Below are 15,758 nucleotides of genomic sequence, written 5' to 3'. Positions count from 1 at the left end.
GCAATATTTTTTGTTGTGTAAATTGAACTTTTAAATATTCTTAAGTTTGATAGGTTGACCAACGTACTATCGTATGGATATTATGATTAGGAGGTTCACTACCTTTACTTAATAAAAAATCGCATATAGCGAATAAACACTAAACACATATAGTGGTCCAGGGAGACATACATGTTTACAAACTCAAAGTTGACGAAGTCGATTCGTATGGCTATGGCAGTCGGTGCCGTAACAGCCATTTCATCAGGTAATATACACGCTCAAGAAACGGCTAGTGCTGCTGACCAAGCTTCAATCGAAAAAATTCAAGTAACTGGTTCGCGGATCCAACGCGCCAACATGGTGAGTGCTAGTCCTGTTACTGAAATTTCAGCTGCTGATATTAAAATAAGTGGTATTACGCGCGTAGAAGATATCTTAAACGATATGCCAGCAGTTTTTGCTGGTCAGACATCAGGTACTGCAAACGGCGCGACAGGCACCGCTACAATCGATTTACGTAATCTTGGTCCTGAGCGTACGCTTGTTCTTCAAAACGGTCGTCGTCTACCATCTGGTTCTCCATCTGCTGGTGGTATCAGTGCCGATGTTAACCAAATTCCAGCTGCGTTGATTGAACGTATCGAAGTATTGACGGGTGGCTCATCAGCAACTTACGGTTCAGATGCGGTTGCAGGTGTCGTTAACTTTATCCTTAAAGATGATTTCGAAGGTTTCTCCTTTGATTATCAACACAGCTTTTACCAACATGACAATGACAACTCAAGTATTCAAGATCTAGTATCAGGCTCTGGTTTCCCTGTTGCTAGTGGTAATGTTGATGACGGTAATGCTAACGATTTCTCGTTCTTATTTGGTGCCAATACAGCTGATGGCCGAGGAAACGTTACCATGTACGGTACCTTCCGCGACATCCAAGCAGTCGTTCAGTCGTCACGAGACTACAGCTCTTGTGCGATAAATGGTTCTCCAGATGATATGGGATGTGGTGGTTCAAGTACTACTCCTCTAGGTCGTTTCACTGACTTCGATACCTTTAACTACCAATTAAGTGGTGATGAGTTTGTACCCTTTACTGACCTGTACAACTATGGTCCTTTAAACTATTTCCAACGCCCAGATGAACGTAAGACATTTGGCGCAATGGGTCATTATGAAATTAATGAACATGCTGAGGTTTATGCAGAACTAAGTTACATGGATGACCGCAGTGTTGCGCAAATCGCACCATCAGGTAACTTCTTCAGTACTGACCGTCTGTTTTGTGGTAACCCATATCTTTCAGACTCTCAGTTTGACCTAACTTGTGGTGCTGCCGGTCTTACCGAATCAGATTACTATGAAGGTTTTTACATCGGTCGTCGAAATGTTGAAGGCGGACCTCGTCAAGATGACCTTCGTCATACGTCATTGCGCGGTGTGTTAGGTGTTCGTGGGGTCATTGATGATAATTGGTCTTATGATGTTTTCGCTAACTACGGAACAGTTTCTTATCTTGAAACGTATCGAAATGAGCTGTCTGTCGATCATATGAAGAAAGCGTTAGACGCGCGCATCGATCCAGATTCTGGTGATATAGTGTGTGCATCTGTTCTAGACGGCAGCGATCCAAGCTGTGTTACGTGGAACATATTTAGCGAAGGTGGCGTTACAGACGAAGCTTTGGCTTATCTAATTAAACCTCTTTATTCGCGCGGCGACACAAAATCTACTCAAGTTAGTGGTTATGTAACGGGTGATTTAACTGACTCAGGTGTTGTGGTTCCTGGAACATCTACTGGTGTTGGCGTAGTAGCTGGTTTCGAATATCGTAAAGAACAACTTATTCTTGAACCAGATTTTGGCTTCACATCTGGTGACGGCGCAGGTCAAGGCGGACCGACTGCAGGTGTTCGTGGCGACTTCAGTGTTAAAGAAATTTTTGGCGAATTGAACGTTCCGCTACTTGAAGGCAAAGAGTTTGCTGAAGAATTAACATTAGAACTTGCTTACCGCTACTCGGATTATTCAACAGATAAAACAACGAATACATACAAATATGCAATGAACTGGGGCATCAATGACCAAGCACGTGTTAGAGCTAGTTTTCAGCGCGCTGTAAGAGCCGGTAACATTCGTGAATTGTTCCGTCCTTCTTCTCTTGGTTTGTTTAACATGGATATTGATCCATGTGGTGTTGGTGGTGACTTCACGTTAGCACAATGTCTTAATACTGGTTTGACTGAAGCTCAGTACCAAACTAGCGCGCTTGAAAGCCCAGCTGGTCAGTACAACAGTATTACTGGTGGTAATACTGAAGTAAATCCTGAAGAGTCTGACACTTTCTCTTTCGGTGTTGCTTTATCGCCAGACTTCTTACCAGGTTTCACACTTAACGTTGATTACTTCAAAATTGAAGTTAAAGATGCAATTTCATCAATTCCTGAAACAACAATACTTCAGCTATGTGGTGATACAGGTCAATCAGCTTATTGTGACCTTATTAATCGTGGTCCTAACGGTAACTTGTGGGTAGGTACATCTTCTATCACAGCTACTGATTTGAACATCGGTTACTTGAAAACGGAAGGTGTTGATTTTGATGCTAACTACGAGATGGACCTAGGTGAAGGTGGCGAGCTTAGATTTGGATTTATCGCTACGTTACTTGACTCTTTAGCAACGCAATCGATTCCTGGTGGCGACATCGACGAGTGTGCTGGCTTCTGGGACAGAACAGTATGTGGTCAACCTACTCCAGAATGGCGTCATAATTTCAAAGCGACTTGGGTTTCTCCTTGGGACGTAAATGTTACGGCCACATGGAGACACATGTCTGAAGTTAATGAATATGAAGGTGTTGGTCAAGAGGCTGGACCAGGTAAAATTGACTCACAGAACTATTTAGATTTGAGCGCAAACTGGCAGGCACACGAAAATGTTAGCTTACGTTTAGGTGTAAATAACATTTTGGATCGCGATCCACCTATCATTGTGAACGCTCCTTCTGGAACTGGTAACGGTAATACGTTCCCTGGATTCTACGACGCATTAGGTCGTTATGTGTTCGGTGGGGTTACAGTTACTTTCTAATATCCAATTAGATTAATAAAGGGTCGGCTATTATGCCGACCTTTTTTTTACTTTTTATTCGTATCGTTAGTAAATGATAATGAGAGGGGCGTCTTGGAAACTCCAGCGTTAAACAAAGTAATTGGTTTATTTCGAGCCAATAAGCTTAATGAAGCCAAAGAGGCCTGTTTAACCTTATTGAGCGAAGGTCATGTTGAAAAAGAGCCGTTATATCTCATCTTACTAGAGCTAGCGAATATTCAAGCAGACTATACTTTTTCATTAAATTACTATGATCACCTTATTGGGTTGTTTCCAGATGAATTAACGTACTACTTAGAGAAAGCGGATCTACTTAGAAAATTGGGAAAGCCTAAGGCGGGAATCCAATGTTACGAGCAATTACTAGCTAGAAAGCCCTCTAATGCTAATGCTAGGTATAATTTTGCCTTGTTTCTGAAAAAAGAAGGACAAAGCGAGCGAGCAATAGCAAACTATTTACGTGCTATCGAGTTTCACATCAGTGAGCCTCAAGAGGTTTATCTGAACATAGGCGTTATTTATTCTGAGCTCCATGACACAGATAACGCCATAAAGTATTACTCAAATGCGTTAACTATTAATTCGCATTATGTGCCTGCTTTATATAATTTAGGGGGGATATACGAGGAGCTAGGCAAAAAAGAAATTGCAGTTGATTATTATATGCAAATATTGGCTCTTGAACCTAGTAACATCAACGCTTTGTCAAGGCTTGTGTATGCTAAGAGCGATTTGTCATTAGAAAGTGAAGAGGTGCAAAAACTCAAGTCTTATACTGATTCCGCTAGCTATACATATGAAAACTTCGATACATTAGAAACGGCTCTTTTTGCACTTGGTAAAGTCTACGATGAAAGAAAAGTTTACCCAAAGGCTTTTTATTACTACAAAAAAGGTAATGAACTAGGCGATAAGAGGATAACTCCCTATAAACCTAACGAAGTAAGTGGTGAGACAAAGCTTTTAACCGCAAATTTCACAAAACCTTGGTATCAAAACAGTAAAATAGATAATGACTATGAACCTATTTTTGTGTGTGGCATGTTCAGAAGTGGCTCCACGCTGGTAGAGAGTATATTGTCTGAACATCCTCAGCTCTGCTCAGGAGGGGAGATAAGTCTACTGAATAAATGTATCAATGATGCTAAAAAGTACTCAGGTTCATTAAGTCCGAGTGACTATGGCAGCATAGCTGAAAATTACAAAAAACAGATAGGCAAAATATTCGGAACGCACAATGCTGTAGTTGATAAGAGTTTGGATAATTTTAAAAATATCGGTTTGATAAAAGCTATTTTTCCAAAAGCAAAAATAATATGTACGGATAGAAATCCATTAGATATATGTATATCTATTTATTTTCAACAGTTGGGCTCTTCGTTGAACTATTCAACGGAATTACGACATATTGCACATTATTACATCGAATATAAAAAAACATTAAAGCATTGGTTACAAATGTTCCCCGGTGAAATTTTTCTCGTAAATTATGAACAGCTTGTCGAGAATCCTACGGGAGTATGCGCACGTCTATTTTATTATTGTGATTTAGAGTGGAGGGACATTTATTTAGACTTTTACAAGTCAAATAAGCTAGTTAAAACGGCCAGTATTTGGCAAGTGAGGCAACCATTGCAAAAATTGGCCTCACGAAGTCAAAATTATAAATCACAAATTAGAGAAATCGAAGAGATGCTGGCAGGACACTATTAATTCCAATTGACATTAAAAACGTTAATTTCTTATGTAGAAAATTAAATTTTCAAGCCTATAGGTGACAGTCTGCATAACAGTATTGTTGTTTGCACTAGGAAATAATAATATTGCATGGAACATTAATTATAATCAAATAAACAGTTTATAAAACAACAGGGAACATTCATGATCATAAGAAAAATTATTTTTGTCGGTTGTATTGCGTTTCTTTCAGCTTGTAGCACCAGCCACAGCGAAAGCAAAAACGCAAACAGCAGCGAGACCGCAGATGCAGTTGGCGAAGCAGGTAAAACAACCGCATCTAATAGCAATGGCGATTTAAGATGCAAGAATGTAACGGTTACCGGCAGTCGATTCCCGGTTCGTAGGTGTACCACTGCCGCTCAACGAGCTAGAGAGCTCGACGACGCGAAAAAAGTACTAAATGACGCACGTAACAATGTTGGTGCTCAAAACTAATCTGACGCACACCACATAGGCATATACGCTTCTTGATTTGAAGTTAATTACGTCTAATCACTCAAACCTGCTCTAATATTACGCATTTTTAGATGGTACTGTTAGTGTAGGTTTGAGCATAGTTTTATTATGCAGAAATTATTACTTATAACGCTTTTTAAAAAGAGTCTCATAGGAAGTTTTTTGTATATCGAAGATGGCGTTGCTGCGTTTACATTGAAACCTCAATTGACCAAGCAAATGGTTTAGTATGTTTGTTTATTGATATTTCTCTACGAATAATATTGTTAAAGCCTTTTGTTTTGAATGCTATTAGGGCTTGATCTAATGACTCTTCATCCAGAGCGCTTTCGTTCATCGATGCCATTCGAGCTCTGTAATTATTAAGTTCTTCTTCCATGTTGTCTAACCACTGGATTATGGCAACGGCTTCAAATCTATCCCTGTTTTTATACATATAAGATGTGTCGTTATATAACCTAAGCAATAATCCACCAACCAACTTTGGTTGCTCGGATACGGCGTGGGAGAAACGCGACAAAATATCAGCGAAGATCATTTCAAGTTGTTTTGACTGTACATCCGAATCTCCGGCCAACTTAACGTGAAAAGCTAATTGAGCGTACCTAAAGAATTCGATATTGGATAGTAAATCAACCGCCTCCAAATTATCTACACATTCTCTATGGAGGGCACCGTGTTTGTAGTGTGAGATCCCCATAAATCTTCCACTTTTTTTCAATATGCGACTGCACTCAAAAAAAGCATCTAGTCCAGCGTATTCAATACCGAATTGACTCATTACTAAATCAAAAGAGTTTGTGGAAAATGGGAGCTGGGCACAATCAGCTCTTACTACCTCACTGGTTGGATACTTCAGTTTTATTTGTTGAAGAGCTGTCTGAGATAAATCGACAGAGCAATATTGTATTCCATCGGCAGTTTGAAGGGAGTGATATTTAATCATTATTTCTAAAAGTGCGCCCCGACCAGCTGCTAAATCTAATACTTGTTTATTTTTAAAGGTAGAGATGTTTAGAGAAGATAACCAATAACGTTCTATGACGCGGTCATGTATGGCGTTGCTGGCATGAGCGGCTGTATCACTTGTTCTGCTCCAATGCTTTTCCCATTCGTTAGCCCGCGACGAACTTTGTGTGTATACATTATTAAACATCAAGCATCTCATTTAGCCATTGCATAAATAAGTAAATATATTTAATTTCAAGAACTAATAGTAATCACAAATCTATCACAGAACATCAACGTAATTGGTTCAAGTAACGAAGGCCGATTGAGGTGAAGGCCTTAAGATGCGCTTGTATAAAATAAAAATTTATTATTCAGGCTCTTCTAGCAGGTGCATAACTATGAATTAATATTTAGTTTTTCTTGATTCTTATAACTATTTATACTTTTTTTGTATGAAATTTGTTCTTAGGAGGGGGCGGAGAGCAAATTTCGTTTAAAAATTAACAAAATCTTACAAAGATATACAAATGTTAATGTATTTTGGTAATAGGGTTTGTGACGTATTATGTATGTGCCGCCTTGACAATTCGCAGGGTTCCGTGTGAATATCTTGAAGTCTTAGTGTTAATTTTCGTTAGCGCTAAGCCCCTAAAACTTATAAAGCTTAGAAGCCCCTTGCGACGTTTTTTTACCCGTCGGCGAGGATCCAAAACAAGAAAATTGGTTGGGAATTATGTCCAAAATGAGCAAGAGAAACCTTATTGCTTCTACCGTTATCGGTGCACTAGCGCTCGGTAGTAGTGCTGTTGTCTCTGCAGACCCGTTGAATGATCTTCATAACGAAGAGTCTAGAATTCACGTGGATGCAGCGAAGTCTCAAGAAAAAATTAACAAACTATACGAGCAATCGTTAGACATCTTTTCTGAATATCGCCAAGTTGTTGATGAAACAGAAAACCTAAAGGTTTATAACGACTATCTAGCAACATTGGTTGCTGACCAAGGCCGCGGTATCGATTCTCTACAACGTCAAATCGACGGTATTGAAGGCGTTAAACGTGGTGTTGTTCCATTGATGTTTAGAATGATAGATAGCTTAGAGCAATTCATTGAACTCGATATTCCAATTAACCTTGAAGAACGTCATGCTCGTGTTGAGCGTCTTCGTGACGTTATGGCTAACTCAAACGTAACTACGTCAGAGCAGTTCCGTCAGGTAATCGAAGCGTATCAAATCGAAAATGAATACGGTCGCGGAATTCGTTCTTATCAAGGTAAACTTGATTATGAAGGAACTGATATTACGGTTGATTTCTTCAATCTAGGTCGTACTGCTTTAGCAGCGCTTTCTTTAGATCAGAAAAACGCTTGGGTGTGGGACAACGATGCAAGAGCATGGCAGAAACTAGGTGACGAATACTTAAGTTCTGTTATCAAGGCTGTGCGTATGGCCAACAAACTCGTGCCAGCTGACCTTATTAAACTACCCATCAAAGCTGCGGAGTAATATCGATGAAAACAATCTATAAATCAGTATTAGCTGCAGCATCGGTAGCGTTATTCGCATCTTCTGTTCATGCGGCAACATCTCTCGAAGACTTGTTGAAAGAAGTTAAGAGTAATCGTGTGTCTGAAGCGCGTATCAACAAAGATCGTGAGGCAGAATTTCAATCAGCTCGTGCTGACAAACAAGCACTTTTAAGAAAGGCGCAGGCTGCTCTAAAAGCTGAACAAACTCGTGGTGACAACCTAACTAAGAAATACTCTGAAAATGAAGTTGCATTAGCAGAGAAAGAGCAAGAGCTTAATCAAGCAACAGGTACGCTTGGTGAGATGTTTGGTGTAGTTCGTCAAGCATCATCAGAAGCTTTTGGTCAGATTTCGACTTCTATCGTAAGTGCTGAATTCCCAGGTCGTGGCCAATTCTTGAAAAACATGTCAGAAGAGTCGAAAGGCCTTCCTAACATTCAAGAATTAGAAGATTTGTGGTTTGCATTACAAACTGAAATGACTGAGTCAGGTCAGGTTTCACGTTTTCAAACTGAAGTTATTAGCTTAGATGGTGGTTCTACTACTCAAGAAGTCGTTCGTGTTGGTACGTTCAACTTAGTGGGTGAGCAAGGCTACTTAATTTATGATGATGAGAACGAAATTGTTCAACCTCTTGGTCGTCAACCAGATGGTTACCTAGTTGATTCTGCCGAAGAATTGTTATCTGCTAAATCAGGTCTTGTACCTTTCTTTGCTGACCCTTCTAGTGGTGGTATTCTTGGTTTGCTTAAAGAAAAAGCAACTATGATGGAACGTTACCATGCAGGTGGTGTAGTTGGTTACGTAATTACCGTTATGCTAGCGATTGGTTTGCTTATCGGTCTTTATAAGCTTATTACTTTGACTATTATCAGCGGTAAAATGCGTTCACAGCTAAATAACACTGGTAATCCGTCAAGCAGTAACCCTCTTGGCCGTATTCTTCAAGTTTACAAAGACAACAAGACTTCTGATGTTGAGAATCTTGAGCTTAAACTTGATGAAGCTATTCTTAAAGAGCTTCCAAGCATCGAAAGCGGTATCAACATTATCAAGATTTTCGCAGCTATCGCTCCGTTACTTGGTTTGTTAGGTACTGTATTGGGTATGATTATGACTTTCCAACAAATTACATTGTTTGGTACAGGTGACCCAAGATTGATGGCTGGTAGTATCTCAATGGCATTGGTAACGACTGCGCAAGGTATTATTGCAGCACTACCATTGATTCTAATGCACAGCATCGTTGCTGGTCGCAGCAAATCAATTGTCCATATCCTAGATGAGCAGACTGCAGGCATTATTGCTGCACACGCTGAGACGGAGAAAGCATAAGATGTTATACCTGATAGAACTATGGGAGTCTGTCAGGGACTTTATCGCTGCCGGCGGTGACGTATTATACGTTGTCGCCTTAGCGCTCTTCTTAATGTGGGTTTTGATGATAGAGCGTTATTGGTATTTAACTTCCGTTTTTCCTAAAATGAGAAAAGAAATTGTCTCAAATTGGGATGCTCGAGAAGATACTACCTCTTGGTATGCGCATAGAATCCGTGACGCATGGATTTCGCAAGCATCCGATGGACTTAGCGCAAGAATGGTGTTGATTAAAACGCTTGTTGCTATGTGTCCTTTAATCGGCCTTTTAGGAACGGTTACTGGAATGATCGGCGTTTTCGAAACGATGGCAACGCAAGGCACAGGTAATCCGCGCCTTATGGCTGCTGGTATATCAATGGCTACGATTCCAACGATGGCTGGGATGGTCGCTGCTTTATCTGGTGTGTTTTTTAGTTCTCGCCTTGAATCGAGAGTTAAAATGGCAAAAGAAAAGCTAGTTGACAGTTTGCCCCATCATTAGAGAGAGGAATTTATGGCTCGCAAAGTACGTGTTGAAGAAGAAGATGCTGCGATAGACATGACGCCGATGTTGGACATCGTGTTTATCATGCTGATCTTCTTTATTGTAACGACTGTTTTCGTCAAAGAAGCGGGCATCGAGGTTAACAAACCAGGTGCATCGCAAGCTATTATGCCTAAGAACGCCAATATCTTTATTGCGATCACAGAAGACGGCAACGTCTGGATGGATAAACGCGAAATAGATGTTGATAGTGTTCGCGCTAACTTAGAACGTTTGTTAGCCGAACAGCCTTCCGATGTCGTAATTGTTCAAGCTGACGAAAATGCAGAATATGGTGTGGTGATCGAAGTAATGGATCAAATCAAATCCGCAGGTATAGATCGTATTTCTATTGCTGCTAAGGGGAGCTAAATATGGGACGTTTAATTGTTTCTGTGCTCCTTGGTGGGGTAATTGCATTCGTATTATTTGTTGTTATGGCTAAGTTGATTTCAAACTCGTCAAGACCTGCAGATAAAGTACCGCCTGCGCCAGTGATTGATATTGTTATGTCGACACCGGACGATTCAACTCAAACCAGAAATCGGGTTCCGCCTCCGCCTCCGCCACCGCCTCAACAACCTCCTAAATTGGAACCTGTTGAACCGGATACTGCGGACGCAAATACCGACGGACTAAGCTTCAATATGCCAGCAGTGGATATTGGTGGTGCATCTGTTGATATTGGTGGCGTTGGTGCAATGCAGCGAGATGGTGATGCTACACCAATCGTTCGTATCGAACCTAAGTACCCTGCGCAAGCTGCTCGTGACGGTAAAGAAGGTTGGGTTAAACTTTCTTTTACTATCAACGAAGTGGGTGGTGTTGAAGACGTAGACGTAATTGACGCTGATCCTAAGCGTGTTTTTGACCGTGAAGCTAAACGTGCACTGAGAAAGTGGAAGTATAAGCCGAAGGTTGAAGATGGTAAGCCGATGAAACAGACAGGTATGAAAGTTCAGTTAGACTTTAAGTTGGATCAATCATGATGAATAAATATTTTAAAACATTTTTGGTTGGCGCAACGTTTGCCGCTACGACGTTAAGCTCCAGTTTCGTTAGTGCTCAGTCTGCAGCGATCGTTTGTCCTGGTTACAAACGTGGTCCTACAAACATTCCTAGCGAAAGAACAGGTAAAAAGGTTCAGAAAGCTTTCGAAGCGTACAATGAAGACTTGGTTGATGAAGCCTTATCTATTTTGTACGAAATCGATACTTCTCAAGCTTTTGACAGAGCGTTTACTGACCGTTTTATCGGTAATTTATTAGCGACTAAATCGGAAACTGGACCAAAGGCTTTAGAGTATTTGGAAAAGTCAGTAGATTCCAAGGCACTTAATGACACTGAGCAGTCTGGTACATTACGTCTAATTGCAGATTTAAATATGCAAGAAAAGCGTTATGACGTAGCTGTAAAACGTTATCAACAGTGGATGGACTTTACCTGTAAGGAAGATGCCGATGTGTATCTTCGTATGGGACAGGCTTTGTACGAAACGCAAAAGTTTGCTGATATGATCGCGCCGCTTGATAAATCGATCGCATTAGATGACAAACCTAATAAAAATGCTTATGCATTAAAGTTGACCTCTTTTTACAGTCGTAAAATGTATAAAGAGACTGTCGAAGTTGCCGAGGAAATGGTTAAAATCTTTCCTGATAATAAAGCTAACTGGACACAACTTGGTTTCTTCTACATGTTGGTTGAAGATTATAAGAAAGGTTTATCTACCTTTGAAATGGCTTACAATCAAGGTTACTTGACCAAGGCTGCTGAAATTAAGGCATTGACTCAGTTGTACGCGACTAATGAAATTCCTTATAAAGCGGCAGTAGTGTTCGAGAAAAACGTTGAAAGTGGCTTAATCAAACGTGACGATAAAGCGTTAACAAATCTAGCTAACTCTTGGCATCAGGCTAAGAATCATTTAAAAGCAGCTGCCTACTATGGCGAAGCGGCTAAAATGAACTCAGACCCTGATTTGTATCGCAAGCAAGGTACGCTACTGCTAACTGCAGAGAAATATAGCGCTGCTCTTACAGCTTTACAAAAAGCACTTGATGAAGGTGCTGACGATCGTGGCCGTATTCATATGGCGATGATGGAAGCCAATTTTTATACTGGTAAATACAGAGAAGCATATAAGCATGTTCTTGAAGCCAGAAAGGATAAATCAACTTCACGTAGTGCGAGAAGTTGGGCACCTTATATAAAAGAGAAAGCTAAGAACCGCGGTATTACACTATAATAATTTATTAATTGTAGATGTGATAACGAATGTTAAAGGGCTCCTATATGGAGCCTTTTTTGTGCCTTATCATGGCGCTTTTTTTTATGAGCTTCTTTGGATCTATAGGTCTATTAAAGCGAGTCGTATATGTTTGTTTAACGCTTTTTTTCCGCTCAACTTAAACTCTGTTACTAACGTCTCTGTTGGTTTAAATTGCAATAGGCTAGCCACTAGCAAATCTGTTCCGATAGGTATATCACTGATTGTCTCAATAGAGGATAATTTCATTAGAAGGTATTTTGCCAGTACTTGAGAAAATGTATCAAAGGGATTTTTCGATGATAGAAAACACGCTACTCGGCGCTGTTCATCAACGGTAATTGATTCACATTTACATTGTATTAATAGCTTCGAAAGCAAAGCCGTGTTAGTCATTCGGTGGTAACGAGAGATATGATAATGCAACTCTTTAGTAAATTGATCGCGTACCTTTGACACCGAAGTTGAGCCATTTACTGATAATGCACGACCCACAATCAAGCTTACTTCATCACTGGCTGCATCTCGCTTGAACCCCAGCTTCAATGGTGAAAACTTATTCTGAGTCCAAAAATTAAGTAAATTTTCCGATGCACCAAAAGAACTTGTCAGCAGTTCAACACTTTTTGTTTTCGCCGATTCACTGATAGCATTTAATAATGCACTTCCAATTTTATTGCGCCTTTGAGGTTTATCAACAGCGATTCTTACGATACGCCATTGCTTAATACAGCAAAATTTTTGGTTTGCAGTATGTAAAGCGAGATTTTGGGCTACCATGTGACCATTCACTCGTCTATCACCCAGCGTAATTGCTGTTGAAAGTTTGCTTAAATTATCACCGCCTTCCTCGATGATTAAGGCAACACCTACTACTTTGGAATGTAAAGTGTAAGTGAATAAGCGTTGTTCTGGCGCATCTAATAATCTAACTAAATCATCAGGGCTCGTTTGATAATGCGCATTCACGAGTAAAGAAAATGTCTGGTGCAATAATATGGGGTCATCGACAAGTTGTGCGCGTGATATCTCTATGACTTTATTACTTTCAATGTTAGCTATAATGGAGTCAGGATGGATTGGCAGGACTGCCTCAGTAATAGTCGTGATGTGCTTGTCTGTAGAAAAGGACGTGATGTCTTCCATCATAAAGCAGCGGAACCAGAACGCTTCTAAACAGTCATTTTTATACCAACGAATAGGCATAGTAAGTGTGAATGCCTTCCATCCTTTCTTATTCTTTTCTAGATAAGGTTTAAAGCGCAGTTCGAAGCCGCGCCCAGCACCTTCGTATCCGTGCACAGTCGAACTCATTACAACGCTAGAAAACTTGTTTAAAAGTGCTTTCAATATTGATGCGGGAATAGCGGCTGCTTCATCTATAAAAAGTAAGTCAGCTTCGTGTGGTTCGGCTAAAAGGGCATCGGGAGCAACAAATGCAAGGTTTGTGTTCGTATCACCTTGCGCTACAGAGGAAGACTGAGCAAAAGCAAAGACTTGCTCCACATTTTTCTTATTCGGCGCGGTAATAATTATTTGTTTAGATCTTTTTTCTATCAGCTCTTTAGCTGCCAATCCTAATGCAGATGATTTGCCACGTCCTCTATCAGCAGTTATCACGATTGGCCGGTCTTTATGACTGTCAGACATGCTTAATATGCTAGTAATGATTGTTTGTTGCTCAGGTGTTGAGCTATTCAGCTTACGACCAATATCTTCCTGAGGGACGAATACATTGTGTCCATTAATTCTCTCCGGTGTGATAACTATGGTGTCTAAATCGTTTTGAATCAGGGATATCAAGCGCCGAGTAAAGTAGCTTTGTTCAGCATTTTGATTACATCCGTAAGATGAACGTTTACTCGCCAGTGGGTCAGGATAATCTGGCCAACGCGTAAAGTCAGGACAAATAAGGATCATGACCCCACCTGCCATAATAGTGCCGCTAAAGGCTATTAATGCACTCGCACTTAGCCCTGTGTACACGTTGTATACAAGTGCATCGTACTCTGTGCCTAAATGTTGTCGATAGGTAAGACAATCTACGTTTAGGGATGAATCTAAACGATCCCCTACCCAAAGTAATTTGTTTTCTGGTATTTCAGCGATAGTTATTATTTCTTGAGACAGCTTTTCGGCCCAATTTTCAGGTCCGCTAATAATCACTAACTGCCGATGGCATAGGTGATTTTTTCTCGCTTTTAGCCAATCTTGTATTTTAAAGTGCAAATCCATGCTGATTTTATCTGTACAATGTGTCGGAAATTATCGCCAGTTTAAGCAAAGTTACTAAGGAATACGAATGCGTTTTTTATCAAGAAGATTAGTCATGCCCAATGACCTTAATTATGCAAACTCATTATTTGGTGGGCGTGCTTTAGAGTGGATTGATGAAGAGTCGGCGATATATGCTATTTGTCAGTTGGGAACCAACCAGTTGGTAACAAAGCATATCGGTGAAATCAGCTTTGAATCTCCAGCATTGCAAGGCGATGTGGTTGAATTTGGGCTTGAAACAAAGAAGGTTGGACGAACATCAATTACAGTGACTTGCTTGGTGCGAAATAAGGAGACCAAGAGAACGATTTGTCTCGCCGACGATATCGTTTTTGTGCGCGTCGATCGCGAAACTCGTTTGCCTGTAGCTCATGGTAAAACCTTTGATGAGTTAGCAGAACGAGCAAAACTGGAGATGAAAGGATTAATCTAATTATGCGTAATAGCCTAAATTTTCTATACAAGTTGTCGGCGTTAAACCGTTGTGCTTCGGGAGTGCTTACTGCTAGCCTTTTCTTTATTAATAGTTGTGCATTTGCAACGCAAGCGAAATTCGAAATTATAGAAAGTGTATCTTTGTCAAGCGCGTTAGAGGAAACCTCAGCGCTTTACTGTTCGCCTGACAATAGCGTATACAGTTTGAACGACTCTGGTAACGCACCGGTTGTCTTTCGTCTAGACGAAAACGGCCGTATTGTGTCCAAGTTAACACCAGAAGACGTCAAGAATAAAGATTGGGAGGCGTTGACTGCGGATGATTCATTTTTCTATATCGGCGATATTGGCAATAATCGAGGTACCCGTAAAAATGTAATCATCTATAAATTTCCGCGCAGTGCTGAACCTCTCGACAGTGCAACGAAGCTTAGTCTTTCATATGACGGAAATAAACCATCAGAAAATGAATCACTGAACCACGATTTCGACGCGGAGGCCTTGGTCGCCGTTGATGATCATTTGGTATTATTTTCAAAAAGTTGGCTAACGGATCTGCTCAAAATTTATATTGTCGACAAAAGTCAAAATAAACAAAAACTGAGTGCAAAAAAATTAGTAAAAGGGATCCCAGGCGTCATAACCGGAGCGGATTATGACAAAGCGAAACAACGTTACATTCTAGTTGGCTACCCATCTAAACGTATGGGATTTGGCGATCCGTTTATCGTCATATTAGATCGTGAATTTGCATTAATTGATAAAATCCCGCTACCAGGTTTTGGTCAAGTTGAGGGGGTTTGTGCACACCCGTCTGGCCAGATATGGTTTACTCAGGAGTCTTCCATTTTTTCCAGTAACAAGTTGGTCAAGTTACAGCTGGTAGAGTAATTTACTACCCGATTGTGCTTTATCACTCGATAAAACAGGGCTTGCGCTGGGTTACAGTATTGCTACACTGTCGCCACTAACACGCGCTCAAACGTGTGTTTTATTACCAAGGGGTGCCGAAAGGCTGAGATTTGTCTCGAGTTGAGATATGACCCTAACACCTGATCCGGATAATACCGGCGTAGGAATGGTTATTTCGTTCACATCATCCAA

At 40.5% G+C, this 15,758-nt stretch carries 13 protein-coding genes and 1 riboswitch; of the genes, 11 read left to right on the top strand and 2 right to left on the bottom strand.

The features are described 5' to 3' along the window. Positions 1-171: 171 nt before the first annotated feature. The 3 genes from GQR89_RS14495 to GQR89_RS14485 all read left to right on the top strand — a co-directional run bounded on the left by GQR89_RS14495 (position 172) and on the right by GQR89_RS14485 (position 5,268). A complete protein-coding gene (locus tag GQR89_RS14495) occupies positions 172-3,072 on the top strand; it encodes a TonB-dependent receptor domain-containing protein (protein ID WP_158770694.1) in 2,901 nt (966 codons plus the stop codon). A gap of 93 nt (positions 3,073-3,165) precedes the next feature. Then, complete coding sequence (locus GQR89_RS14490) at positions 3,166-4,806, top strand: tetratricopeptide repeat-containing sulfotransferase family protein (protein WP_158770693.1); 1,641 nt, start codon at positions 3,166-3,168, stop codon at positions 4,804-4,806. A 168-nt stretch (positions 4,807-4,974) separates the two neighbouring features. Further along, the gene (locus GQR89_RS14485; RefSeq protein WP_158770692.1) at positions 4,975-5,268 is read left to right on the top strand and encodes a hypothetical protein; all 294 of its coding nucleotides are present in this window, start codon (positions 4,975-4,977) and stop codon (positions 5,266-5,268) included. Between the two features lie 211 nt (positions 5,269-5,479). Here the strand turns inward: GQR89_RS14485 and GQR89_RS14480 are convergent, their stop codons facing one another. Then, positions 5,480-6,445: a class I SAM-dependent methyltransferase gene (locus GQR89_RS14480; protein ID WP_158770691.1), complete on the bottom strand. Its 966-nt coding sequence runs from the start codon at positions 6,443-6,445 to the stop codon at positions 5,480-5,482. Positions 6,446-6,982: 537 nt separating this feature from the next. On the opposite strand from GQR89_RS14480, the gene GQR89_RS14475 reads away from it, so the two are divergent. From GQR89_RS14475 to GQR89_RS14450, 6 genes are read left to right on the top strand one after another with little or no spacing between them, the layout of a single operon-like run. Next, positions 6,983-7,747, top strand: a complete 765-nt coding sequence (locus GQR89_RS14475) for a DUF3450 domain-containing protein (protein WP_158770690.1) — start codon at positions 6,983-6,985, stop codon at positions 7,745-7,747. A gap of 5 nt (positions 7,748-7,752) precedes the next feature. Next, a complete protein-coding gene (locus tag GQR89_RS14470) occupies positions 7,753-9,105 on the top strand; it encodes a MotA/TolQ/ExbB proton channel family protein (RefSeq protein WP_158770689.1) in 1,353 nt (450 codons plus the stop codon). 1 nt (position 9,106) lies between these two features. Continuing rightward, positions 9,107-9,631 (top strand): MotA/TolQ/ExbB proton channel family protein, encoded by a 525-nt coding sequence (locus GQR89_RS14465; protein WP_158770688.1) that lies wholly within the window; start codon positions 9,107-9,109, stop codon positions 9,629-9,631. Between the two features lie 12 nt (positions 9,632-9,643). After that, a complete protein-coding gene (locus GQR89_RS14460) occupies positions 9,644-10,045 on the top strand; it encodes a biopolymer transporter ExbD (RefSeq protein ID WP_158770687.1) in 402 nt (133 codons plus the stop codon). Positions 10,046-10,047: 2 nt separating this feature from the next. Next, a complete protein-coding gene (locus GQR89_RS14455) occupies positions 10,048-10,662 on the top strand; it encodes an energy transducer TonB (protein WP_158770686.1) in 615 nt (204 codons plus the stop codon). Further along, positions 10,662-11,921, top strand: a complete 1,260-nt coding sequence (locus GQR89_RS14450; RefSeq protein ID WP_158772278.1) for a lipopolysaccharide assembly protein LapB — start codon at positions 10,662-10,664, stop codon at positions 11,919-11,921. Before GQR89_RS14455 ends, GQR89_RS14450 begins: the two co-directional genes overlap by 1 nt. Positions 11,922-12,023: 102 nt before the next feature. On the opposite strand, the gene GQR89_RS14445 is transcribed toward GQR89_RS14450, so the two are convergent. Further along, the gene (locus GQR89_RS14445; RefSeq protein ID WP_158770685.1) at positions 12,024-14,177 is read right to left on the bottom strand and encodes a tRNA(Met) cytidine acetyltransferase TmcA; all 2,154 of its coding nucleotides are present in this window, start codon (positions 14,175-14,177) and stop codon (positions 12,024-12,026) included. Between the two features lie 67 nt (positions 14,178-14,244). Here GQR89_RS14445 and GQR89_RS14440 point away from each other — a divergent pair, with 67 nt between their 5' ends. Then, positions 14,245-14,652: an acyl-CoA thioesterase gene (locus GQR89_RS14440; protein WP_158770684.1), complete on the top strand. Its 408-nt coding sequence runs from the start codon at positions 14,245-14,247 to the stop codon at positions 14,650-14,652. Between the two features lie 2 nt (positions 14,653-14,654). Further along, positions 14,655-15,545: a hypothetical protein gene (locus GQR89_RS14435; protein WP_233268978.1), complete on the top strand. Its 891-nt coding sequence runs from the start codon at positions 14,655-14,657 to the stop codon at positions 15,543-15,545. A 99-nt stretch (positions 15,546-15,644) separates the two neighbouring features. Continuing rightward, positions 15,645-15,750, top strand: a riboswitch (TPP riboswitch). Positions 15,751-15,758 lie beyond the last annotated feature (8 nt).

The organism is Paraglaciecola sp. L1A13 (assembly GCF_009796745.1).
Taxonomy (GTDB): Bacteria; Pseudomonadota; Gammaproteobacteria; order Enterobacterales; family Alteromonadaceae; genus Paraglaciecola.
Note: the sequence above shows the minus strand (reverse complement) of the source record. Positions and strands in the feature narration are given on the sequence as shown.